Annotated in this window: 18 protein-coding genes, 1 tRNA gene and 2 pseudogenes; 10 read left to right on the forward strand and 11 right to left on the reverse strand. The window is 70.2% G+C overall.

The window, feature by feature from the left end; all coding sequences use genetic code 11:
• Positions 1 to 42: 42 nt before the first annotated feature.
• The 4 genes from thrC to argS are packed head-to-tail and all read right to left on the reverse strand — an operon-like array spanning position 43 to position 5,509.
• The gene (gene thrC, locus ACZ4TR_RS21845; RefSeq protein WP_465288721.1) at positions 43 to 1,104 is read right to left on the reverse strand and encodes a threonine synthase; all 1,062 of its coding nucleotides are present in this window, start codon (positions 1,102 to 1,104) and stop codon (positions 43 to 45) included.
• Positions 1,101 to 2,414 carry a homoserine dehydrogenase gene (locus tag ACZ4TR_RS21850; protein ID WP_465288722.1) on the reverse strand — a complete coding sequence of 438 codons (1,314 nt, stop codon included), beginning with the start codon at positions 2,412 to 2,414 and terminating at the stop codon, positions 1,101 to 1,103. Before ACZ4TR_RS21850 ends, thrC begins: the two co-directional genes overlap by 4 nt.
• Positions 2,415 to 2,419: 5 nt before the next feature.
• On the reverse strand, positions 2,420 to 3,850 hold the full coding sequence (gene lysA, locus ACZ4TR_RS21855) for a diaminopimelate decarboxylase (RefSeq protein ID WP_465288723.1): 1,431 nt from the start codon (positions 3,848 to 3,850) through the stop codon (positions 2,420 to 2,422).
• A gap of 3 nt (positions 3,851 to 3,853) precedes the next feature.
• The gene (gene argS, locus ACZ4TR_RS21860; protein WP_364519427.1) at positions 3,854 to 5,509 is read right to left on the reverse strand and encodes an arginine--tRNA ligase; all 1,656 of its coding nucleotides are present in this window, start codon (positions 5,507 to 5,509) and stop codon (positions 3,854 to 3,856) included.
• 196 nt (positions 5,510 to 5,705) lie between these two features.
• Here argS and ACZ4TR_RS21865 point away from each other — a divergent pair, with 196 nt between their 5' ends.
• Positions 5,706 to 6,533 (forward strand): DUF3105 domain-containing protein, encoded by an 828-nt coding sequence (locus tag ACZ4TR_RS21865; protein ID WP_465288724.1) that lies wholly within the window; start codon positions 5,706 to 5,708, stop codon positions 6,531 to 6,533.
• A complete protein-coding gene (locus ACZ4TR_RS21870; protein ID WP_465288725.1) occupies positions 6,530 to 7,240 on the forward strand; it encodes a DUF305 domain-containing protein in 711 nt (236 codons plus the stop codon). Before ACZ4TR_RS21865 ends, ACZ4TR_RS21870 begins: the two co-directional genes overlap by 4 nt.
• On the opposite strand, the gene ACZ4TR_RS21875 is transcribed toward ACZ4TR_RS21870, so the two are convergent.
• Positions 7,241 to 8,161 carry a cation diffusion facilitator family transporter gene (locus tag ACZ4TR_RS21875; RefSeq protein WP_364519421.1) on the reverse strand — a complete coding sequence of 307 codons (921 nt, stop codon included), beginning with the start codon at positions 8,159 to 8,161 and terminating at the stop codon, positions 7,241 to 7,243. It lies immediately after the preceding gene.
• 206 nt (positions 8,162 to 8,367) lie between these two features.
• Between ACZ4TR_RS21875 and ACZ4TR_RS21880 the strand changes: the two are divergent.
• Positions 8,368 to 8,517: pseudogene (locus ACZ4TR_RS21880) on the forward strand (hypothetical protein); the annotation flags it as partial.
• Positions 8,518 to 8,601: 84 nt separating this feature from the next.
• Here ACZ4TR_RS21880 and ACZ4TR_RS21885 read toward each other — a convergent pair.
• A complete protein-coding gene (locus tag ACZ4TR_RS21885) occupies positions 8,602 to 9,702 on the reverse strand; it encodes an epoxide hydrolase family protein (protein WP_465288726.1) in 1,101 nt (366 codons plus the stop codon).
• Positions 9,703 to 9,852: 150 nt separating this feature from the next.
• On the opposite strand from ACZ4TR_RS21885, the gene ACZ4TR_RS21890 reads away from it, so the two are divergent.
• A tRNA-Arg gene (locus ACZ4TR_RS21890) sits at positions 9,853 to 9,925 on the forward strand.
• A gap of 712 nt (positions 9,926 to 10,637) precedes the next feature.
• Here the strand turns inward: ACZ4TR_RS21890 and ACZ4TR_RS21895 are convergent.
• From ACZ4TR_RS21895 to ACZ4TR_RS21915, 5 genes and pseudogenes are all read right to left on the reverse strand, one after another.
• Positions 10,638 to 11,687, reverse strand: a pseudogene (locus ACZ4TR_RS21895) (recombinase family protein); the annotation flags it as partial.
• Between the two features lie 298 nt (positions 11,688 to 11,985).
• Positions 11,986 to 12,501, reverse strand: coding sequence for an XF1762 family protein (locus ACZ4TR_RS21900; RefSeq protein WP_465288974.1), 516 nt, complete (start codon positions 12,499 to 12,501; stop codon positions 11,986 to 11,988).
• Positions 12,501 to 13,124 (reverse strand): recombinase family protein, encoded by a 624-nt coding sequence (locus ACZ4TR_RS21905; RefSeq protein WP_465288727.1) that lies wholly within the window; start codon positions 13,122 to 13,124, stop codon positions 12,501 to 12,503. The genes ACZ4TR_RS21900 and ACZ4TR_RS21905 overlap by 1 nt, the downstream gene beginning before the upstream one ends.
• Entirely contained in the window at positions 13,121 to 14,026 is a 906-nt protein-coding gene (locus tag ACZ4TR_RS21910; protein WP_465288728.1) for a DNA methyltransferase, read from the reverse strand. Before ACZ4TR_RS21910 ends, ACZ4TR_RS21905 begins: the two co-directional genes overlap by 4 nt.
• Entirely contained in the window at positions 14,019 to 14,975 is a 957-nt protein-coding gene (locus tag ACZ4TR_RS21915) for a hypothetical protein (RefSeq protein WP_465288729.1), read from the reverse strand. The genes ACZ4TR_RS21910 and ACZ4TR_RS21915 overlap by 8 nt, the downstream gene beginning before the upstream one ends.
• A 273-nt stretch (positions 14,976 to 15,248) precedes the next feature.
• Between ACZ4TR_RS21915 and ACZ4TR_RS21920 the strand changes: the two genes are divergently transcribed.
• The 6 genes from ACZ4TR_RS21920 (at position 15,249) to ACZ4TR_RS21945 (ending at position 22,533) form a co-directional block, all read left to right on the forward strand.
• Entirely contained in the window at positions 15,249 to 16,289 is a 1,041-nt protein-coding gene (locus ACZ4TR_RS21920; protein ID WP_465288730.1) for a hypothetical protein, read from the forward strand.
• Between the two features lie 149 nt (positions 16,290 to 16,438).
• Positions 16,439 to 16,756 carry a pilin gene (locus tag ACZ4TR_RS21925; protein ID WP_233224036.1) on the forward strand — a complete coding sequence of 106 codons (318 nt, stop codon included), beginning with the start codon at positions 16,439 to 16,441 and terminating at the stop codon, positions 16,754 to 16,756.
• Positions 16,757 to 16,843: 87 nt separating this feature from the next.
• Positions 16,844 to 18,700 (forward strand): hypothetical protein, encoded by a 1,857-nt coding sequence (locus ACZ4TR_RS21930; protein WP_465288731.1) that lies wholly within the window; start codon positions 16,844 to 16,846, stop codon positions 18,698 to 18,700.
• Positions 18,697 to 19,872 carry a PrgI family protein gene (locus ACZ4TR_RS21935; protein WP_465288732.1) on the forward strand — a complete coding sequence of 392 codons (1,176 nt, stop codon included), beginning with the start codon at positions 18,697 to 18,699 and terminating at the stop codon, positions 19,870 to 19,872. The genes ACZ4TR_RS21930 and ACZ4TR_RS21935 overlap by 4 nt, the downstream gene beginning before the upstream one ends.
• Positions 19,869 to 21,695 (forward strand): VirB4 family type IV secretion system protein, encoded by a 1,827-nt coding sequence (locus ACZ4TR_RS21940; RefSeq protein WP_465288733.1) that lies wholly within the window; start codon positions 19,869 to 19,871, stop codon positions 21,693 to 21,695. Before ACZ4TR_RS21935 ends, ACZ4TR_RS21940 begins: the two co-directional genes overlap by 4 nt.
• Before the next feature lie 34 nt (positions 21,696 to 21,729).
• Positions 21,730 to 22,533 carry a GP88 family protein gene (locus tag ACZ4TR_RS21945; protein WP_465288734.1) on the forward strand — a complete coding sequence of 268 codons (804 nt, stop codon included), beginning with the start codon at positions 21,730 to 21,732 and terminating at the stop codon, positions 22,531 to 22,533.
• Positions 22,534 to 22,562 lie beyond the last annotated feature (29 nt).

Here is a 22,562-nt window from a genome sequence, read left to right on the forward strand (position 1 = left end):
AGACGCACCGAACGCCACATTGGGGCGCTGGCGAGCCGGCGCTCACCGCAGGTCCAGCGCCGCCGCGACCGCCGAGGGGTCCACCGCGAGGGGTTCGACCTCGACGTTGCCCGCCAGGGCCGTCTGCGGGTCCTTCAGGCCGTGGCCGGTGACGGTGCAGACCACGCGCGACCCGCGGGGCAGCCGGCCGTCGGCGGCCGTCGCGAGCAGGCCGGCCACGCTGGTGGCCGACGCCGGCTCGACGAACACGCCCTCGCGCCCGGCCAGCAGCCGGTACGCCTCGAGGATCTTCTCGTCCGTCACGGCTTCGAAGAGCCCGTCGGACGCGTCCTTCGCCTTCACCGCGGCCGTCCACGACGCCGGGCTGCCGATCCGGATCGCGGTGGCGATCGTGTCCGGGTCGCGCACCGGCTCGCCGTGCACCAGCGGCGCCGCACCGGCCGCCTGGAAGCCGAACATCCGCGGCGTGTTCTTCACCACATCGTCGGCCGCGTACTCCGAATACCCCGCCCAGTAGGCGGTGATGTTCCCCGCGTTGCCGACCGGCAGGCAGTGGATGTCCGGCGCCGCGCCGAGCGCGTCGCAGATTTCGAACGCCGCGGTCTTCTGGCCGGCGATGCGCACCGGGTTGACCGAGTTGACCAGGGTGACCGGGTAGTCGGCCGCGGTCTTGCGGGCCAGCTCGAGGCAGTCGTCGAAGTTGCCGTCCACCTGCAGGATTCGCGCGCCGTGCAGGACGGCCTGGGCGAGCTTGCCCATCGCGATCTTGCCCTGCGGCACCAGCACGGCGCAGGTGAGCCCGGCGCGGGCGGCGTAGGCCGCGGCCGAGGCGGACGTGTTGCCGGTCGACGCGCAGATCACCGCCTTGAGGCCGCTCGCGAGCGCGTGCGTGATCGCCACGGTCATCCCGCGGTCCTTGAACGAGCCCGTCGGGTTGGCGCCCTCGACCTTGAGGTACACCTCGCAGCCGGTCAGCTCGGACAGGTGCCGCGCGGGCAGCAGCGGCGTGTTGCCTTCCCCGAGCGTGACGACCTGCGCCCCGTCCGGGACCGGGACGCGGTCCCGGTACGCCTCGATGATTCCCGGCCAGGGCTGGCTTGTCACTGGTCTTCGCCTTCCACCCGCATGACGCTGACGACTTCGTGGACGACGTCGAGCTTGGCAATTTCGTCCACAGTGGACTGCAGGGCCGCGTCCGGGGCCTGGTGGGTCACCACGACCAGGCTCGCGCGGTCGCCGACGTCGCTCTGCCGCACGGCCGCGATGCTCACGCCGTGCCCGGCGAACGCCTGCGCCACCTGGGCGAGCACGCCGGCGCGGTCGGCCACGGAAAGGCTTACGTGGTAACGGGTCGGGGTCTGGCCCATCGGCCGCACCGGCAGCGCCGCGTGCGCGGACTCGCGCGGGCCGCGGCCGCCGGCCACCAGGTTGCGCGCCACCGCGACGAGGTCGCCGAGCACCGCGCTCGCGGTCGGCGCGCCGCCCGCGCCCTGGCCGTAGAACATCAGCTCGCCGGCGGCGTCGGCCTCGACGTAGACGGCGTTGAACGCACCACCCACGCCGGCCAGCTGGTGGCTGCGCGGGATCATCACCGGGTGCACGCGGGCGGAGACCGACTCGACGCCGTCGTCGTCGGCCACGCGTTCGCAGATCGCCAGGAGCTTGACCGTGCGGCCGAGCATCCGGGCCGCGCCGAGGTCGGCGGCGGTGACGTCGGCGATGCCCTCGCGGTGCACGTCCGAAGCCGTCACGCGCGTGTGGAAGGCGAGCGACGCGAGGATCGCGGCCTTGGACGCGGCGTCGTAGCCGTCGACGTCGGCGGTCGGGTCGGCTTCGGCGTACCCGAGGCGGCTGGCCTCGTCGAGCGTCTCCGCGTAGCCGGCGCCGGTCGAGTCCATCGCGGACAGGATGTAGTTCGTGGTCCCGTTGACGATGCCCATCACGCGGGTGATCCGGTCGCCCGCGAGGGATTCGCGCAGCGGGCGCAGCAGCGGGATGGCCCCGGCGACCGCGGCCTCGAAGTAGAGGTCGGCGCCCGCGGCGTCGGCCGCCTCGAACAGGTCGGCGGAGTGTTCGGCGAGCAGGGCCTTGTTCGCCGTGACGACGGACTTCCCGGCCTTCAGCGCGGCCAGCAGCCAGCCGCGCACCGGCTCGATGCCCCCGACGAGCTCGACCACGACGTCGACGTCGTCGCGGGTGACGAGCTTCTCGGCGTCGGCGGTCAGCAGCTCCGGCGGCAGCTCGGGGTGCTTGTCCGGGCGGCGGACGGCGATGCCGGCCAGCTCGACCGCCACTCCCGCCCGGGCGGCCAGCTCGTCGGCCTGCTCGGAGAGCAGCCGGGCGACTTCGCTGCCGACGGTCCCGCAGCCGAGCAGGGCGACCTTGACGGCTCGCCGTTCCTCTGGGGCAGCCACAGTGTTCAGACCTCCAGGCGAAGCATGTCGTCGGTCGTCTCGCGCCGCAGCAGCAGCCGGGAGCCGCCGTTGCGCACGGCGACCACGGCCGGGCGCGGCTGCCGGTTGTACGTGCTCGCCATCGAGTAGCAGTAGGCACCGGTCGCCGCGACCGCCAGCAGGTCGCCGGGAGCCAGCGTGTCGGGCAACCAGCAGTCTCGTACGACGATGTCGCCGGACTCACAGTGTTTTCCCACGACCCGGGACAGCACGGCCTGCACCGGCTGGTCGTTGTCGCCCGCGGAGCGGGAAACCACCCGGACGTCGTACACCGCGTCGTAGAGCGCGGTCCGGATGTTGTCGCTCATCCCCCCGTCGACGCTGACGTACCGGCGCGACAGGTCGTCGCCGAGCGAGACGTCCTTGATGGTGCCGACCTCGTACAGCGTGACCGTGCCGGGACCGGCGATGGCGCGGCCGGGCTCGCCGGCGATGCGCGGCACCGGCAGGCCCGCGTACGCGCACTCCTTGCGGACGATCTCGCGGATCTGCGTGATCATCTGCGCCGGCGGCGGCGGGTTGTCCTTTTCGGTGTAGGCGATGCCGAAGCCGCCGCCGAGGTCGACCAGGCTCAGCTGGTCGAGCAGCTCGGGGCCGTGCTCCTTGGCGAGGTCGGCGAGCAGCCCGACGACGCGGCGGGCGGCGACCTCGAAGCCGTCGGCGTCGAAGATCTGCGAGCCGATGTGGCTGTGCAGGCCGACGAGCTTGAGCGAGCGCGCGTTGAGCACCCGGCGCACCGCCTCGGCCGCGTCGCCGGAAGCCAGCGAGAAGCCGAACTTCTGGTCTTCGTGGGCGGTCGCGATGAACTCGTGGGTGTGCGCCTCGACGCCGACGGTGACCCGGATGAGCACCGCCTGCACGACGTCGTGGCGCGCGGCGAGGTCGGCCAGCCGGGCGATCTCGAAGTACGAGTCGAGCACGATCGTGCCGACCCCGGCGACGATCGCGGCTTCGAGCTCCGCGGGCGACTTGTTGTTGCCGTGGAAGGTGATCCGCTCGGCCGGGAAGTTCGCGCGCTGCGCCACGGCGAGCTCGCCGCCGCTGCAGACGTCGAGGCTCAGCCCCTGCTCGGCCACCCAGCGGGCGATCTCGATGGACAGGAACGCCTTCGACGCGTAGTGCACGAGCGACGGGTCGTCGAACGCCTCGGCGTAGTCCGCGCAGCGGGACTTGAAGTCGGCCTCGTCGACCACGAACAGGGGCGTGCCGTGCTTCTCGGCGAGCTCGCGGACGTCGACCCCGGCGATCCGCACGACGCCGTCGGCGGCGCGGAAGGTGTTGCGGGGCCAGACCTTCGCGGGGAGGTTGTCGAGCTCCTCGACCCCGGACGGCTGGAGCCCGGAGGTGTCGGCGTGGGGGTAGACGTCGGCGTGCCTGGGGCCCGCGGGGTGAGCCATTTCTTACATCCGTTCCGGAGCGGAAACACCGAGGAGGGCGAGGCCGTTCGCCAGCACCTGGCGGGCGGCCTCGCACAGCGCGAGCCGGGCGTACGTCAGAGGGGTCGCCTCTTCGTCGCCCATGGGCAGCACGCGGCCCACGGTGTAGAACTTGTGGTAGGCGCCCGCGAGTTCTTCGAGGTAGCGCGCGATCCGGTGCGGCTCCCGCATTTCGGCGGCGCGGCGCACGGTTTCCGGGAACTCGCCGATGGTGCGGATCAGGTCGCCCTCGGCGGGCAGCGTCAGCAGTCCGAAATCGACGTCCGAACCGGACTTGAGGCCGAGGTCGGCCGCGTTGCGCTGCAGGGACGCCAGCCGCGCGTGGGCGTACTGGACGTAGTAGACGGGGTTGTCGTTGGAGTGCTTGCGCAGCAGGTCCAGGTCCACGTCCAAAGTGGAGTCCACGGAGTACCGGATCAGCTCGTAGCGGGCCGGGTCGACGCCGACGGCCTCGACGAGGTCCTCCATGGTGATCACGGTGCCCGCGCGCTTGGACATCCGCACCGGCTTGCCGTCGCTGACCAGGTTGACCATCTGGCCGATCAGCACCTCGACCGTCGCCGGGTCGTCGCCGAACGCGGCGGCCGCGGCCTTCAGGCGGGCGATGTAGCCGTGGTGGTCCGCGCCGAGCATGTAGATGCAGAGGTCGAAGCCGCGGTTGCGCTTGTCCTTGAAGTAGGCCAGGTCGCCGGCGATGTAGGCCGGGTTGCCGTCCTGCTTGATGACGACGCGGTCCTTGTCGTCGCCGTACTCGGACGACTTCAGCCACCACGCGCCGTCGTTGAAGTACAGGTTCCCGGAGTCCTTCAGCTGCTGGACGGCGGCGTCGACCGCGCCGGACTCGTGCAGCGAGTTCTCGTGGAAGTAGACGTCGAAGTCGGTGCCGAACTCGTGCAGGCTCTCCCTGATCTCGGTGAACATCAGCTCGATGCCGATCCGGCGGAACGTCTCGTGGCGCTGTTCCTCCGGCAGCGACAGCGCGCTCGGCTCGGCCTTGATGACCTCGGCGGCGATGTCGTTGATGTAGCCGCCCGCGTAGCCGTCTTCCGGCGCGGGCTCGCCCTTCGCGGCGGCGATCAGGGACCGGACGAACCGGTCGATCTGGGCCCCGGCGTCGTTGAAGTAGTACTCGCGGGTGACGTCGGCGCCCTGCGCGCCCAGCACCCGGCCCAGCGCGTCGCCGACCGCGGCCCAGCGGGTGCCGCCCAGGTGGATCGGGCCGGTCGGGTTCGCCGAGACGAACTCGAGGTTGATCTTCGTGCCGGCCAGCGCGTCGCCGCGGCCGAACGCGGCGCCGGCGTCGAGCACCTGGCGCACGATGTCGCCCTGCGCGGCCGCGGCGAGCCGGAAGTTGAGGAAGCCGGGGCCCGCCACCTCGGCGGAGGCGACGCCGTCGGTGGCCGCGACCGCCTCGGCGAGCGCCTCGGCGAAGTCGCGCGGCTTCAGCCCGGCCTTCTTGGCCACCTGCAGCGCCAGGTTCGTCGCGTAGTCGCCGTGGTCGGGGTTGCGCGGGCGTTCGATGGTCACCTGCTCCGGCAGCACGGCGTCGTCGATGCCGCGTGCGGCGAGCACCTGCACGGCGGAGCTGCGGACCAGGTCGGCGAGAGCGGCGGGAGTCACTCCGCGAATTCTAGGTGTGCCCAGGTCCGGCGCTCGCAGCGGTCTCGGCCACGTCACGATGGGCATCCTCGTGAGGCGTTAACGGTGATCAGACGGCCTGTCTCTACACTGGCCCGGGCGGGAATCCGTCCGCAGCCACCAGAGGGAGAACGCGGGAGCCATGGCGAACGGGACAACTCGGAAAAAGGGGTCGGCGGTGAAGGCGGCCCGCGGTTCCGTGGTGAGCAAGAAGGGCACGCCGTGGGGCACGATCGTCGCCGTCGTCGCCATCGTGGCACTGGCCGCCTCGGTGATCATCTACTACATGGTGCAGTCGGCGCCGAAGCGTGAGCAGGCCGACCGCGAGCAGGCCGCCGCCTCCTTCGCGCCCACCGCGTCCGACCCGGACCCCTCGAAGCGCATCCCCGGCGTGGTCACGGCCACCTACACCGGCAGCGTGCACGTGCTCCCGACCGAGCGCGTCGCCTACGACAAGACCCCGCCGTTCGGCGGCCCGCACGACGGCTACTGGGCCACCTGCACCGGCACGGTGTACCCGAACGCGGTCCGGACCGAGAACATGGTCCACGCGCTGGAGCACGGCGCCGTCTGGATCGCCTACAACCCGCAGCAGATCAGCGGCGACGCGCTGAACCTGCTGAAGGTCCGCGCCGAGGGCAAGCCGTACACGATGCTGTCGCCGTACCCGGGTCTCGACAAGCCGATCTCCCTGCAGTCGTGGGGGCACCAGCTGAAGCTGGACAAGGCCGACGACGCCCGCATCGACGAGTTCATCGCGGCGCTGCGCAGCAACCCGAACGGCGTCTACCCCGAGGTCGGCGCGTCCTGTGACGCCCTCGGCCCGGGCCAGTTCGACCCGGACAACCCGCCGCCGTTCGACCCGTCGAAGCCGGGCCCGGACGCCAAGCCGATGGACTACAAGGGCAGCACGGGCGCGCAGGCCGACCAGCAGACCGGTGGCATGAGCCAGCAGCCCGTCCCCTCGACCGGCGCCCCGGCGCCTTCGGCGACCCCCACCAAGTGAGTACCGAAGCCGACCTCGACGTCGAAGCTCCCGAGCAGCCGACCTGGTCCCGCTGGGTGATCATCGGCGGGACACTGCTCGCGGTGCTGCTCATCGGCGCGACGGCGGGGATGTTCCTCACCCGCACCATCGACGGCGACTCGGCGGCCGGCACCCCGGCCGCCGGGTCCGTCGAGGTCGGCTTCGCGCAGGACATGTCGACGCACCACCTGCAGGCCGTCACGATGGCCGGCTGGGCCCGCGACCACTCGACCGACCCGGAGATCCGCCAGCTGGCCTTCGACATCGAGCGCACGCAGCTCGAGCAGGTCGGCCGGATGAAGGGCTGGCTCATGCTGTGGGACCAGCCGGAGCAGGCGATCGGCGCGCCGATGAAGTGGATGACGGAGCCGATGGCCGGCCACGACGGCATGGCGATGGGCACGTCCTCGGTCAACCCGGGCGCCGGCGCCCTGATGCCGGGCATGGCGACCGAGGCGGAGCTGGCGAAGCTGCGGTCGCTGTCGGGCAAGGCGCTGGACGTGTACTTCCTCCAGCTGATGCTCCGCCACCACCAGGGCGGAACGTCGATGGCCCAGTACGCGGCGGGGCATTCGAACATGACCGCGTTGCAGGCGCTGGTCCGGAGCATCCTGACGTCGCAGGGCGCGGAGATGGACCAGATGAAGCTGATGCTTTCGGGCCGGGGCGCCCAGCCACTCCCCTGACTACCAGCTGAGTTCCTGGCAGCGCCGCGCACAGTGCGGCGCTTCCACCTGCAGTGTCGCGTGCTCGATCGCGTACCGCGAAGCCAGCAGGTTCTGCGCCTCCGTCAGCACGTCCGACTGCTGCGCGGGCGGCGCCAGCGTCAGGTGCGCCGAGGCCACCTCCATCCCCGAAGTCAGCGTCCAGACGTGCAGGTCGTGCACGTCCGCCACGCCCGGGAGCGCGGCCAGCTCGGCGTTGATCGCGCCGACGTCGACGCCCTGGGGCGCGTGCTGGAACAGGATGCGCAGCGCGCGGCGGGCCAGCGTCCACGTGCGGGGCAGCACGAACAGCCCGATCGCGACACCGATGATCGGGTCGGCGTAGCGCCAGCCCGTCAGCAGCGTAAGCGCGCCGCTGAGCAGCACGCCGACCGAGCCGATCAGGTCGGCCAGCACCTCGAGGTAGGCGCCGCGGACGTTGAGGCTCTCCTTCGCGCCCGAGCGCAGCACGGCGAACGACACGATGTTGGCGACGAGGCCGGCCGTGGCGGCCAGCAGCACCGGCAGGCCCGGCACCGCGGGCGGGTCGCTGATCCGGCCGACGGCTTCGACGAGGACGTACCCCGCGACCCCGAACAGCAGGACCGCGTTGGCCAGGGCGGCCAGCACCTCCGCGCGGTAGAGCCCGAACGTGCGGCTGACCGTGGGGCCCGTGCGCCGCGCCAGGATGATCGCGGCGAGCGCCATGCCGACCCCGAGGACGTCGGTGAACATGTGCGCCGCGTCGGAGATCAGGGCCAGCGAGCCGGTCGTGAAGCCGACGATGAACTCGAGCACCATGAAGCCGGCGCCGATGCCGAGGGCGATGGTCAGGCTCCGCACGTACCGGCCCGACGCGCTCGCCGGCGCGACCGCCTGGCCGTGTCCGTGGCCGTGTCCCATTCCGCCTCCGTTCCCGGGTCACCGTCGAGGCCAAACATATAGTCGGATGCGCATATATGCAACAGAGGGCAGCCTAAGTTCACCCACCCGAAAGCTACTCCGCGCGCCGATCGCGCCCAATCCACCAGGAGGGTTTCCCAGCGTGCGGACAGTCACGCTTCGACGTCGACCATTCGCCGCAGCAGATCGCGCAGCTTCACGCGATCGTGCGGGCCGAGCGCCGTGAGCAGTTCGGCCGCGAAACCCAGCGCCCGCTCGGCGGCGCGGTCGGCCAGCCGTTCAACGAGGCGTACTGCACGGCGAAGTTCGCCGTCGAAGGCTTGATGGAGTCGCTCGCGCCGGTCGCCGCGGCCCAGGGCGTCACCGTGTGCGTCGTCGAGCCGGGCGCGGTCGCGACGGAGTTCGTGAACTACATCGGCGTCGACGAGCGGCTGGCTCGCCTAGCGCACCAGCCGGAAGAAGCCGCGCACCTGCTCGACGAACAGACCGGGCTGCTCGAGCGCGGCGAAGTGCCCGCCGACGGGCAGCTCCTCGAACCACCGCAGATCGGTGTAGCGCTGCTCGGCCTGCCGCCGCGACGGCCGGACGATTTCCTTGGGGAACACCGAAACCCCGGCCGGAACGTCCACTGCGGACAGGTCGCGGTCGTTGTTCTCCCAGTACATCCGAGCCGACGACGCCGCCGTCGCGGTGAACCAGTAGGCGGAGATGTCGTCGAGGATCTTCTGCCGGTCGACGGCGTCCTCCGGGTGGCCCTTGTTGTCGGTCCAGGCCCAGAACTTCTCGGCGATCCAGGCGGCCTGGCCGGCGGGCGAGTCGGTGAGGCCGTAGCCGAGCGTCTGCGGCCGGGTCGCCTGCTGGGCCGAGTAGCCGGCCCCGGAGCGCCGGAACTCTTCGAGGTCGGCGAGGGCGCGGCGCTCCCCCGGCGTCGGATCGTCCTGGTCCATCCGCACGGGCGCGAAGTTGACGTGCACTCCGGCGACCCGCCCGGACCGCGCGAGGGCGTTCGAGACGGCGGCGCCCCAATCGCCACCTTGCGCGCCGTAGCGGTCGTAGCCGAGCTGCTGCATGAGCTGGTCGAAGAGCTCGGCGACCCGCGCGATCTTCAGCGCGGGCTTGTCACTCCACCCGAAACCGGGCAGCGACGGAGCGACGACGTGGAAGGCGTCCGCGGGATCTCCGCCGTACTTCGCGGGGTCCGCGAGCGGCCCGAAGACGTCGAGGAACTCGAGAACGGACCCGGGCCACCCGTGGGTCAGCACGAGCGGCAGCGCATCGGCTTCCGGCGACCGCAGGTGCACGAAGTGCAGCCCGACGCCATCGACCTCGGCCCGGAACTGCGGAAAGGCGTTGAGCCGGGCGGCGAACCCGAAGTCGTACTCCTCACCCCAGTCCCGGCACAGTTCCCGGACATAGGAGAGCGGCACGCCCTGCGACCAGTCCTGGACGGTCTCGGCCTCGGGCCACCGAGTCCGCCGAAGCCGCTCCCGCAGGTCCGCGATATCGGCCTCGTCGAGAGAGACCTGGAACGGCTTGACCATCTCGGCTCCTTCAGGTGGGCTGCCTACGCTAGCCACGTCCGGGCCAATGGATCAACTTTCCTTCCGCTGACCAGCGGGTTCTTGGATGGGACCACCTGCCCGCGAGAGGTCCGGAGGATGCGCTAAGCTTTCGGAGTCGCCCAGCGATGGGCCCTCGTAGCTCAGGGGATAGAGCACTGCCCTCCGGAGGCAGGTGTCGCAGGTTCGAATCCTGCCGAGGGCACCGCAAGGATGGGAACGGGAGAGATGTCAGACATGACATCCTCCCCTTTCTTGTTTTCACGGTCGCGCTGGCCGCGCCGCCTGCCCCGGTCGAACGGCAAGATGGCCGCTTCGTGAGCAGCCTGGCGCGCTGCAGGGACGGTCGGCCCGAGCAGGGTGACCGTGCACTTGATCTGGTTCGTGGTCTTGTTGTAGTGGAGTTCGAGCCGGAGGGCTTCGAACAGCCGCCGGGCGACATCTTCCGGTAGCTCCTCCACCCGGACCTCCCCCACCGGCAGGGCGTCAAGCAGGTCGGGGTTGGCCGTCTGCTGGTTCTCCTCTTCGACTTCGGCGAGCTGGGCTTCGAGCTCAGCTTTGCGTTTGTGAAGGCCATCGCGTTCCTCGTTGACTTCGTCGACGAGGTCCTTGGTCGGCTTGTCGAACAGAGCCAAGCTACGGACGAGATTCTTGATCATGCGCGTCGCGTCGTCGATCTCGCGGCGCAAGGCGTCGATGCGCTGCTGCCGTTCTTGCTTCGCGGTGGCACCGAGTTCTCGGGCGGTGTCGCCCATCAGACTGCGACGGTAGCTCCCGAAGATGTGAGCCGACAGGAACTCGTTGAGCTTGGCGACGATCGCGTCTTCGCGGATCCAGAAGCTGCCGGCGGCGGGATGCCCCTCCGGGACGTAGCCCTTCTTCGGCGCGCACACGTAGTAGGCGTGCCCCCGACGAGTCTTGCCGTTCATCCGTCGGCCGCAGCCGCCGCAGAACAGGTAGGTGCGCAACAGGTAGCTGCGTTTGGTCTGGGGGTGCTTGACGTTGGTATTGCTGGTGCTGCGCGACCCGAAGCGGTGTCGGCTGATTTCCTGGGCCTGCAGCCAATCCTCCAACGTGACGAGAGGTTCGTGAACCGGCTGCGCGGACCAGATCCACTCCTCGACGGGATTGAACTGGTTGCCGCGGGACTTGCGGCCGCGCACGTTCCACACCATGTGCCCGGTGTACTTCGGATTGGTGAGGACGTCGCGCACGTTCGAGGAAGTCCAGTGGCCGACGGCGCGCTTCGGGTCGACCGGGACCGGCGGTGGGTAGGTGGCGAGGTCGCGGTTGAGCCGGTCGGCGATCGCCTGGTAGCCGAGGCGTTCGGTGATCCGCCAGTGGTATGCCTTCCGCACCGCAGGCGCCTGCGCGGAGTTGACTTCTAGGAACGTCTTCTTAGCGCCCTTGGCCCGCTTGGCAGGGACCGGGTGCGGGACGTGCCTGGCGCGGTAGCCGTAGCACGGCTTGCCGATGTTGTAGCCGGCCTCGGTGTGGACCGCGTAGCCGTCCCACGACTTCTCCAGCATGTCGACGACGTAGAACTCGGATAGGGTCTGCTTCACGCGCCGCGTGAGCAGCTGGGTGGCCCGCTTGGGTTTGCGTCCGTCCACCAACCCGAGCTGGAACGGTTCGTCGGAGGCCAGCAGGCGCACCCCAGCCTGTTCCAGGCGGTGCTCGATGGTAGTGCCGTAATACATGTGCCGGGCGGTGCGCTCGATCGACTCGCAGATGACGTAGTCGAAACGCCGGTTCGGCTGCTGGGCTTCCGCGAGTAGGTCCTGGATTCCGCCGTCACGCGGGACCGGGATGTCGAACTGCTCGTGGGCGCGACCGCTCCCGCGGGCGTCGAGGTCCATGCGACCAGACTCGACGTCGAAGAAGTGCGCGACAATCAAGCCGTCCTCGGGCAAGGCACGCTGCGAGTTTCCCAGCTGACGCGGCAAGGACAGGGTCGGGTCCTGCATGTCCTTCGTGGACACGCGTCCGAGCCATGCGAAGCGAAGGAACGACGGCCGCGCCGCGACACCGGCCGAAGCGCCGCCCGCCGGTTCACTGTAGGCGCTTCGCGCGCGTCCTACGCTGCGCTGTCCGGCCCACGCACGGACCTGTTCCGGGCCTGCCACTGCGTCACCTCCCAGAGCACCCGTGCCTGCTCGGCAGCCAGCCGCTGAGCCGCGTTTCCTTCTACGGTCCTGATATCAACCACCAATTCCGGTGGCTCGTCAGCAGCCAGCCGTCCGGTGACGTCGTCCCGGCGGCCGTTCACTGACGACTTCGACGATCTCGGCCAGCTGTACCAGCTGAAGCAGCTGCGCGACAAGGTGAACCTTCAGGCGCGCGCGAGCTGATCTCCCAGCGGGTCCGGCGGACGCCGTCGACCCCGTGCGCCTGGCGCGGGCGGGACGTCGTCGTCCATCCCGACCGCGGCCGAAGGTCCGCCACGGGAATCAATCCGGCGGCGCGCAGGCTCGCACCGCTTTCGCCCGCCTGCGTGTAGGTGACGAGACGCAAGTAGCCCATGGCTCGCGCCGCGCGCCAGACCGCGCCATAGAGCTTCGAGTTCGCGTTGGGTTCGCCGGTGGTGCAGCTGCGGGTGACCTCGAGCGTGACGCCGTCGTCGAGACACCTGGCGACCGGACGACCGGCTGTCGCCACGCCGACCAGTTCCTCCCCGCGCGCGACGCCGATCGCAAACTTCATGCCGCGGGGCGGACGGTGGTGCCGGTGGTGCGCGTCGATGAACTCGCAGGCCTGCCGGAAGGTCAGGGGAACGATCATCAAGCGCACCGCGGCTCCTCCCCCGTCCAGGGCTGAGCGCGCCGGAACACACGCTCGTCGACCAGCGGCTCGTGGACCATCGGCGCCGAGGTCACCCACTGCTCGGCAGGAGCAGGACGGCCGGCCGCCGTGCGAGCCCAGACCTGGCGCCCCGTGTACTTGACGTTGGTGACGATCCGCTGGACAGCTTTCGCCGTCCACCGCTCGCTCGGCGCCGGGTACTGGCGAAGGTCGGCGTCCAGACGTGCCGCAATGGCGGCGAACGTCAAGCCGTCGTCGGCTCGCCACACGAAGATCTGCTTCACGACCGCGGCGGTCTGCCAGTCAGGGACCAGGACGGCCCGAAGCTTGCTGCATCCGCCGGGATCGGTGACGCGGATGCGCAGCGCGCGGTAGCCGTAGGGCGGGGGCCCGATCTGGTAACCGGAACGGACGATTTCGATCATCGCCTCGCGGGCGCGGCGGGTTGTTTCGGCACGGTGCCGAGCGAGCGCGTCCCGGCCCTCCTCGGCGACGCCAGGTCGTTTTGTCCACAGGCTTACCCACAGCTGGGACCACCGCTGTGGACGGGTCTCGGCCACCGGCCTGCCAGTGTGCTCGCAGCAGGAGAAGCGGATAGTCATGCCGCTCGCCTCCATCCCGCATGGACGGCGTCGTTGACTTCGGGCCGGGTCGGCCGGGGAACGCCGCTTGCCGCCGCGGCGGCAAGCTCGACGTCGTGGGCGAGTCCGAAGACGAGCACCTCGTGATGCGCCGGGAGTGCGGTCGGCGCGCCGGCAGCACGGGCTCGGGCAGCAGCTCGACGGGCAGGGAGCGAGACGCGGGTGACCAGCCGGCTGCCGCGCAGTCCGGCGGTCAGGGCCACGCACCGCTCGACCGGCGCCAGCCCGGCAGCGGTCGCGGCGGCGATGAGCGGGGTAGCCAGGTCCGCCAACGTGCTGTCCGGACGCCGGCGCGGTCTTGCGACGATGACGAAGTGGCCGCCTGAACGCAGCAGCGATTCGCCGTAGAACATCGTCGCGGCGATGTCAGCGAGCGCGGACTCGACCGGGTCGCGGTCTGGAATGTTCGCTGACCCCGGCTCCATTCGCAGGGCGGTCACCACGAGTCCGACTCGCCCGATCAAGCCGGCGGCCCGGGCGGTCGCGAGGATCTTCGGACGGGCATCGAGGACCGAGCCGTCGCGCCAGGCGCCCGCAGTCTTGGCGGCGGTGACGTTGGCGCGGGCAAGGGACCACCACCGGGTGCGGCCGGTCAAGCCAAGCGCGTCCCGGCCGGTGCTCAGCGCCGCGGTCAGTACGGTCCCCGCACCGCAATCAGGATCGAGAACGAGGTCGCCGGGTTGGCTGTAGACGGCGATCGCGTGCGCGGCGACGGCAGGAGGAATCCGCTCGTCGTCGATCTCGGTGCCAGGCACACACCCGGCGTCGCGCAGCTGCTCAAGCGGGCTCCGCTGCCCGGTTGGCCAGACCGAAAGAGGCAGCCCGTCGACCGACGACCCAAGTGATTTCAGATGTTCATTCATCGGAGGTCTTCTCCCCTGCCACGGCGGCCTTGCAGACCGGCTTGCGGGCGAAGATCAAGAGGTCGTCGTGCACGCGGGCGTGCCGCGCAGGCGGCATAGCGGGCGGCGCGGCCGGCGCCGCGGCAGCGAGCGCCCCGTTACGAACCGGCGCGCGCAGCAAGGCGATGCGATCGAGATAGCGCAGGTTGGCGCCCTGCGCGGCACGCACGAACGAGCCTGCGGGGTCGATGAGCCGACCCTCCACACGATCACCATGCGTGATCACGGCGAGTATGCCGGTCGGGTTGAGCGCATCGGCCCAATCAGCCGGTCGGAACCAGCCGCCGGGCCGCGGTCCGGACGCGGTGATGATGAGGTCGTAGCGGTCCGGACCGACGCCGGTCGCGGTCGTGTCCGGACCGGACCGATCGCGCGCAGGTGGCGCACCGACCCCGACGCCGGTCGGACCGCCCGAGCCGGGTCCGAGTCCGGACTCGGACCCGGCCAACGCGTCGCCGCGGTGTCCCCCGATCGGGTCCTGAGGCGCAACGGCGGTCTGGGTTTGGACGCGGCGGCCGAGTCGGACCACTGTCCAGCTGGCTTCGTGCAGCCCGCCGTACGGACCGGGCCGGGACCGGTGTCGATCGCCGATCGGCGAGGACGAAGTGGACGGCCCGAGGTAGGGCGCAGGCGCGAGCAGGAGCACCCGCTGGCCCGGCTGCGTGTAGGCGGTGACGATCTTCACGACCGCAGTCAGCAACCAGCTCGCGAGCTGCCCGGTGCCTCCGAGGAGCTCGTCCTGCGCACACGTCCAGACGGTGCTCGGCCGGACCGTTCGCGAACGGCGCACGGTGCGCAGACGCCGCGCTCGCCGACGCTGCGGAAGCAGGATCGGGACGGTCGGCGGGTCGGCGGGAGCGTGCTGCGGCGAACCATCCTCTGGACGTTCGTTGTCGTATGCCGGGGTCATCGTGGATCTCCTCCGACGGAAGGGTGCTGCGTGTTCTGACACCCCTTAACTCCGGCTGAAGGTCCGATTTTGGACACACTTCAAAGAAATTGCCGGGCACCTCAACGAGGACACCGCGCAGCCCACTACAGAACTACTACAAACACAGGTCATTCATCATTTTCAACTTCAACTGGTCGATCTTCAGCTCGGACGACCACCGAGCCGAATAGTAGGCCTCTAGCAGCAGAAAGACAGCTACTAGTCGACCTCAAGCAATAGCACGGTATTTCCGTGGTACCGGTCGTGGATTCATGGCGTCGTTGTTGTTCACATCGACGCCGCGGGAGTCACGACATGGCAACTCAATCCGCTTTTCGTCGCCGTCACGACGAGGCCAGCCCGAACTCTTTAGACATCGCCCGGAACACGTTCACCTGGCTGGTGACGGGACCGCATCCGGTGTCGCTGAACGGCCGGCTCTTCGCCGGTCTCCCGGACCGGCACGTCCCGCTCGACGAGGTCCGCGATCGCCTGCTGGCGCGCAAGTGCCCGCAGGCGACACGAGACGCGGTGTGGGCGCATCTGGTGCTGCGCTCGCGAACCGAAGGAGCGACCTGGACGGTCGCCGCCGTGGGTGTGGCGCTGCCCGCGCTGACGTCGGCAGCGGCCACCTTGTCCCATCGGTTCGCCGGCGATCCGGCCGACGTTCACGCCGAGGTGTTGCGCGGCTTCCTGACCGCGTTGTCGACGATCGACCTCCGTCCGCCGCGGATCATGCTGCGGCTGCGGTGGGCCGCCTACCGGGCGGGCTATGACGCGCTCGTCGAAGCGTTGGCCGGTCCGACTCCGGTCGCACCGGGCTTCCGATCCACCCCGCCGCACGCGCCGTGGGGACACCCGGATCTCGTCCTCGCCCGCGCCGTCGCGGACGGAGTCCTGACCCGGACCGAGGCCGCGCTCATCGGCGCAACCCGGCTCGAGAACATGCTGGTGACGGACTGGGCCGCGCAGCACCAGACCGGTGAGTGGGCCGTCTACAAGACGCGCAAGCGCGCCGAACGCCGGCTTGCCGAATACCTGCGCGAGGGCGCGGCCACGGCCGATCCGGCCGACCCGCTGATCGACCAGGTGGCCGCCGCGGTGGCCCTGGCACGCCCCGTCACACCCGCTCGCGAGATGCCACGGTCGTCACCGTCCGCTTCCGACGCCAACGGCGAATCGGAGCGGAAAGTTCGGCGCCGCGTGTCCAAAACGGACGCGGATTCCGGAGTTCAGGGCTGCGGGACGAACCCGCGCTCAGCCCGAACTTCGGAGGTGACCCAATGCGCGTGATCGATGCCGAGAGCGGGCCGCGAAGTGCTCTTCTCGACGGCGACCCGCAGCCGACGCACCAGACCGCCGATGCGAGTTCGACGCCGTCCAATGCTCCGACCATTAAGCCAGGCGACTCGACTCCGGCTCGCCGCCGGCGGTGGTCGCCCATGGTGCTGGTGGTCGAGCTGTCGGCCATCGCGTTGCTGGCCTCGGCGTCGGCGGGACACGCCGACACGATGGTCGTCGCCCTCGCCGGGTCGGTCACCGACGTCCTGAACAACGTCCGCAACTGGATCATGGGCATCCTGGCCGGCCTGGCCACGGTGTTCCTGTCCATCGGTGGCGTCCGCTACGTGATGGGCGGCGGCGACCCCGGCGAGGTCGAGAAGGCCAAGACGGCCTTCAAGTCCGCGGGGTGGGGCTACGGCCTGGCGGCGCTCGCGCCGCTGGTCGTGGAGATCCTCAAAGGGATCGTGGGGGCCTAACCGATGGCCGTCAGCACCCTGCCCACCGTTCGCCCGTACCGCCGGTCCGGCAGCCTGCCCGAGACCGCTGCCGCGGCAGATCGACCGATGGTCGCCCCCGTCGGCGATGCCGACCAGCAGGTCTCCATCCGACGGCGGCGCCGGCGAGCGGGCTGGCTGCTGGTGCTGACCGTCGTGCTCCTGGCCGGCATCCTTACCGTCAACGCGTGGGCCTGGCCGGCCGCGCCACGGCAGTCGCCGGCGGACCCGCCGCTGCCTCCTCCGACCGCGCTGCCCACGCCCACGCCGTGCAGCTTCCCCGGCCAGCTCGGCTGCACCTCGCCGACGCCGACCACAACGCCGAGCAAGCCGTGCACGGGCGAGGACTGCATCCCGCAGCCGACTCCGTCGGCGCCGAGCACGAACCCGCAGCAGCCGGGCACCGGCAGCGGCGACGGCGACTCGGACTGCGGCATCACCAACGTCGGCGCGTGCATCACCGAGGCCATCAACTCGGCGTTCCGCAGTGTCGTCGACGACGCGCTGGATCCGATCCTCGAGCTGATCGGCCACACCGCGCTGTCCACGCCGACGATCAGCGACCTGCCCGGCATCGGCGAGCTCTGGAACAGCTCCTGGGAGATCGTGGTCGCCGCCTACGGACTGCTCATCCTGCTCGGCGGCATCCTACTGATGGGCCACGAGACGGTCCAGACGCGCTACTCGATCAAGGAGATCGGGCCGCGCATCCCGATCGCATTCATCGCCTCGGCGCTCTCGCTCTTCTTCGCCGACAAGCTCATCCGGCTGGCCAACGGCCTGACCCTGGGTGTCCTCGGAGACGGCGTCAACGCGCCCTCGCTGGGCAACACCTTGCAGGAGGCCGTCCAAGGCATCCAGACCGGCGGGCTCTTCATCATTCTCGTCGCGCTCGTGCTGGTGGTGCTCGGCCTCGGTCTCCTGGTCGTCTACGTCGTCCGGATCGTCATCACCCTCGTCCTGATCATCAGCGCGCCGTTCTTCCTGATGTGCCACGGGCTGCCCCACACCGAGCCGCTGGCGCACTGGTGGTGGAAGGCGATCACCGTGACGACAGGCGTTCAGTTCGCCCAGGCGCTGGTGCTGATCACCGCGGTACGCACGTTCCTGTCCGGTGGTGTGCACCTGTTCGGCTCGACGCTCTCCGCGCTCGGCACGCTGATCGCCGCGATCGCTCTGTTCTTCGTCCTGTTCAAGATCCCGTTCTGGATGCTGAAGGCCGTCAAGGTCGGCTCCGGCCGCTCATTCCTCGGCGGGTTGGCTCGCGCGTACATCGCGGCGAAAACCTTCGGCATGGTCGCCGGCAAGACCGGTGCGTTCGGCAAGGCCGGCGTCGGCGGTGCGACGAAGAACGCCGGTCGCGGCGGCGGCGCGGCGGCCGTTCCACCGTGGCCAGCACAGCCGCGTTTCGCGCCCAACCCCGACGTGGTCAACCGGCGGCTCAAGGCGGCCCACGACGCCGAGCGTGCCCGCGCAGCTCAGCGGCCGTCGCTGCCCTCGCAAGCGCCGCAGTTCCTGCAGCCCTCGCCCCAAGACAGCACACACGACCCCGCCGTAGTCCCGGCGAACCAGGGATCGACCATGCCCGAATTCAGTTCCGCGCCATCGCCCGCCAAACCCACGCCACGGCGTGGAACACCGCCGGCAATGCCACCGCGGTTCCAACCCGCCAACGGCCCGCGTCGACGCGGCCCAGTGTCACCGCCGGTCCGCACCGCATCGGTGCCGCCGCAGCTGCAGTTCCGACCGGCAACGCCGCCCGCACCACAACCGCTCCCGGCCAAACCGGCCTCCGCACCTGCTGCGCCGGTGTTCCGGCAGGCGACGCCGGAGCCCCGTCTCGGTGATGCCCACCGGCGTACCCAGTCCGTTCCGCCGCCGACGTTCCGCGCGCCGAAGCCAACTCCACGAGGTGAAGCGAAATGAGCCAGCCCGTCCGGATTCCTGCCGATGTCGACCGCGAAGACCGGGTGATCGGTCCGCTCACCGCGCGACAGCTGCTGATCCTGACCGTCACCGGGATCGTGCTGTACGGGACGTACACGATCACCCGCGCGTTCGTCCCGCTGGCTGTGTTCCTCGTGGTCGCCATCCCGCTCGGCGTGACCGCCGCGTTCCTCGCGCTGGGTCAGCGCGACGGCATCTCCCTCGACCGTCTCGTGCTGGCGGCGCTGCGCCAGCGGATGAGCCCGCAGTACCGGGTTGCCGCGCCGGAAGGCGTCCGGCCCACACCCGAGTGGATCGGCCAGGCCGCGAGCACGACGAGTTCTTCGGCGTCGGCGATCTCACCGGCCGCGCTGCGGCTGCCCGCCGAAGGGATCACTGATACCGGTGTCATCGACCTCGGCAAGGACGGCGCCGCCGTGGTCGCGGTCTGCTCCACGATCAACTTCGGGCTGCGCACACCTGCCGAGCAGGAGGCGCTCGTCACCTCCTTCGGCCGGTACCTGCACTCGCTGACCGCACCGGTCCAGGTGCTCGTCCGGGCGGAACGGCTGGACCTGTCGGGGCAGATCACGGAACTTCGCGAACAGGCCGGTGGGCTGCCGCACCCCGCCCTGGAACGGGCTGCGCGTGAGCACGCCGAGTACCTCGACCAGCTCGGCCGCGCGACCGACCTGCTACGGCGCCAGGTCCTGCTGATCCTGCGAGAGCCGCTACGAACCAGCGCCCCGACCGACGGGGTAGGTGGTGGCTCGCCGCTGGCCGCGTTATCAGCGCGACGCAGGGCTACGAGGCAGGCCGCATCGATCGACGACGCCGCCCGACGCGCCGCCGAAGCGCGCCTGGTGCGCCGGCTGGGCGAGGCGGTGGAACTGCTCTCGCCATCCGGGATCGTGGTCACCCCGCTGGATGCCGGCCAGGCCACCGCGGTCCTCGCCGCGGCGTGCAACCCCGACAGCTTGATCCCGCCGAACTCCGACCTCGCCGGCTCCGACGAGGTCATCACCACCGCCCCGGACGAGAGCTGGAACGACACCGCGTTCGGCCGCACCGCGTTCGCCACCGAAGACGCGTTCGGCGCTGCCGAGCCCGGGTGGGAGGACGACGAAGACCCCGACGACTACGACGACGTCGCAAGGAGGGACCGCCAATGAAGAGGAGCAGGCACCGCGACGCCGCAAGCAAGCAGGCACCCGTCGGGCAGGCCGGCGCGTTCACCCCGGACGCCATCTCCGTGCGCCCTCGAGCGCTCGAAGTCGGAGGCGAATGGGTCGCGTCATTCGCCGTCACCGGCTACCCACGCGAGGTCCATCCCGGCTGGCTGCAGCCCCTGCTGACTTATCCCGGACGGATCGACGTCTCGCTGCACATCGAGCCGATCGACCCCGTCACCGCGGCCAACCGGCTGAAGAAGCAGCTGTCGAAACTGGAGTCCGGTCGCCGGCACACCAGCGACAAGGGACGGCTGATCGACCCCCAGGTCGAAGCAGCCACCGAGGACGCCTACGACCTCTCCGCGCGAGTCGCCCGCGGCGAGGGCAAGCTCTACCGGCTCGGCCTCTACCTCACCGTGCACGCCGCGACCGAGGAGGCGCTCGGCGACGAGGTCGCCGCAATCCGGTCGCTCGCGGCATCGCTCCTGCTGGACTGCAAGCCCACCACCTACCGGAGCCTGCAGGGCTGGATCACCAGCCTCCCGATGGGCCTGGACCTGGTCGGGATGCGCCGCACCTTCGATACCAGCGCGCTGTCGGCGGCGTTCCCATTCACCTCACCGGACCTGCCGCCGCCGGACCCGACCTCAGTCGGCGCCCCGCGCGGCGTGCTCTACGGCTTCAACGTCGGCAGCCAAGGGCTCGTCCACCACGACCGGTTCGCCCTCGATAACCACAACAGCGTGATCTTCGGCCGGTCCGGCGCCGGCAAGTCGTACCTGGTGAAGCTCGAGCTCCTGCGCAGCCTGTACCGCGGCATCGAAATCCACGTCATCGACCCAGAGGACGAGTACGCCCGGCTGGCCGCCGCGGTCGGCGGCACCTACGTCCACCTCGGCGCCGAACAGGTCCGGCTGAACCCGATGGACTTGCCGATCCACACCCGGCCGGACGGACGCCGGACAGCTCCCCGCGACGCGCTCATCCGGCGCAGCCTGTTCCTGCACACCGTCATCTCGGTACTACTGGGCAGCGAGCTCGCCGCGACCGAGCGGGCCGCGCTGGACCGGGCGATCACCGCGACGTACCAGCGCGCCGGCATCACGTCGGATCCGCGAACCTGGACCCGGCCGGCGCCGCTGCTGGCCGACCTCGCGGAGGTCTTGGCTGAGGAAGACGGGGCGGACCTCGCGGCGCGGTTACAGCCGTTCACCACGGGCGCGTTCTCCGGGCTGTTCTCGGGTCCGACCACGACACGGCCCGAGGGCCACCTCGTCGTGTTCTCGCTGCGCGACCTCCCTGGCGAGCTCAAGGCAATCGGAACGCTTCTGGCGCTCGATGCGGTGTGGCGCCAAGTGTCCAATCCCGCCATCCGCAAACCCCGGCAGGTCGTCGTCGACGAAGCCTGGTTGCTGATGAAAGATCCGGCCGGCGGCGAGTTCCTCCTCCGGATGTCCAAAGGCTCCCGCAAGTGGTGGGGCGGCGTCACGGTGGCGACCCAGGACGCCCCTGACGTCACGAGCACCGACCTGGGCAAGGCGATCATCGCCAACGCGGCGACGCAGATCCTGCTGCGCCAGGCACCGCAGGCGATCGACGAAATCTGCCGGATCTTCGACCTCTCGCAGGGCGAACGGCAGTTCCTCCTCACCGCCGACCGCGGCCAAGGACTGCTCAGCACCGGCACGCAACGGGTCGCGTTCCAGTCCATCGCGTCGCCGGTCGAGCACCAGCTCGTCACGTCGAATCCCGCTGAGCTGGCCGAGTACTCCGACATCTCACCGGAAACCGAGATCTCCTTCGTCGACCTCGACGCTGCCTGATCTTCCGCACCTTCAAACACACCAGGGGATAACCATGTCTTCGTCACCCGCTGTTGGTCGGCCCGCTCGACTACTGACGCAGAACAGGGAAATGCGCCAGATCGGCGTCTGGAACTGGTCACTACCGGCCTGGGCCGGGCGGCTGGCCGACGGCCGCACCTACAACACGTGCCCGAGCGCCGGGGTCTGCGCGCAAGCCTGCTACGCCCGGCACGGCACGTACACCTGGCCCGTCGTCCGTGCAAAGCACCAGGCGAACCTGATGTACGTCCTCGACGACCTGGCCGGCTGGCGAACCGCGATGGTCGACGAACTCGGCGCGGCCAGGTTCCGCGGTAGCTGGATCAGGATCCACGACAGCGGCGACTTCTTCTCCGACGACTACCTGCTGGCCTGGCTCGACATCTGCAGGGCTCGCCCGGACACGAACTTCTACGCGTACACCAAGGAGGTTTCCCGGTTCCGATCCCTCGTCGAGCCTGATCCGCCGGCGAACTTCTTGTGGGTCTACTCCTACGGCGGCAAGCAGGACGCCGCGCTGAACCCGGCCGTGGACCGCGTCGCCGACGTGTTCCCGGACGAAGCGGCGATCGTCGAGGCGGGGTGGGCGTCGCAGGAAGCCAGCGACCTCCTCGCGGTCCTCGGCCCGCAGCTAGTCGGTATGCCGGCAAACCGGATTCCGAGCTACCTCAAGCGCCTGGCTGGCCGCCGGTTCTCCGAATGGCAGGCCGAAGTCGACGCCGCACTTTTCGCTCGCCGCACGCGCCTGCGGCTGGTCGTCGACAACACCCGTTCCGAGGCGCGGTCTGAGCGAGGCGGCGAGCCGCGAGCTGCCTGATCCAGCGCTCCAACTTACGTTCGGAGGTC

The sequence above is a fragment of the Amycolatopsis sp. NPDC028719 genome (genome assembly GCF_055565395.1).

Coding starts and splice junctions, on each gene's coding strand:
- ACZ4TR_RS21945 (WP_465288734.1), top strand. CDS start 21,730: ATGTCTTCGTCACCCGCTGTTGGTCGGCCCGCTCGACTACTGACGCAG.
- ACZ4TR_RS21915 (WP_465288729.1), bottom strand. CDS start 14,975: ATGACCCCGGCATACGACAACGAACGTCCAGAGGATGGTTCGCCGCAG.
- ACZ4TR_RS21910 (WP_465288728.1), bottom strand. CDS start 14,026: ATGAATGAACATCTGAAATCACTTGGGTCGTCGGTCGACGGGCTGCCT.
- ACZ4TR_RS21905 (WP_465288727.1), bottom strand. CDS start 13,124: ATGACTATCCGCTTCTCCTGCTGCGAGCACACTGGCAGGCCGGTGGCC.
- ACZ4TR_RS21900 (WP_465288974.1), bottom strand. CDS start 12,501: ATGATCGTTCCCCTGACCTTCCGGCAGGCCTGCGAGTTCATCGACGCG.
- ACZ4TR_RS21940 (WP_465288733.1), top strand. CDS start 19,869: ATGAAGAGGAGCAGGCACCGCGACGCCGCAAGCAAGCAGGCACCCGTC.
- ACZ4TR_RS21930 (WP_465288731.1), top strand. CDS start 16,844: ATGGTCGCCCCCGTCGGCGATGCCGACCAGCAGGTCTCCATCCGACGG.
- ACZ4TR_RS21875 (WP_364519421.1), bottom strand. CDS start 8,161: ATGGGACACGGCCACGGACACGGCCAGGCGGTCGCGCCGGCGAGCGCG.
- ACZ4TR_RS21885 (WP_465288726.1), bottom strand. CDS start 9,702: ATGGTCAAGCCGTTCCAGGTCTCTCTCGACGAGGCCGATATCGCGGAC.
- ACZ4TR_RS21925 (WP_233224036.1), top strand. CDS start 16,439: ATGGTGCTGGTGGTCGAGCTGTCGGCCATCGCGTTGCTGGCCTCGGCG.
- ACZ4TR_RS21935 (WP_465288732.1), top strand. CDS start 18,697: ATGAGCCAGCCCGTCCGGATTCCTGCCGATGTCGACCGCGAAGACCGG.
- lysA (WP_465288723.1), bottom strand. CDS start 3,850: ATGGCTCACCCCGCGGGCCCCAGGCACGCCGACGTCTACCCCCACGCC.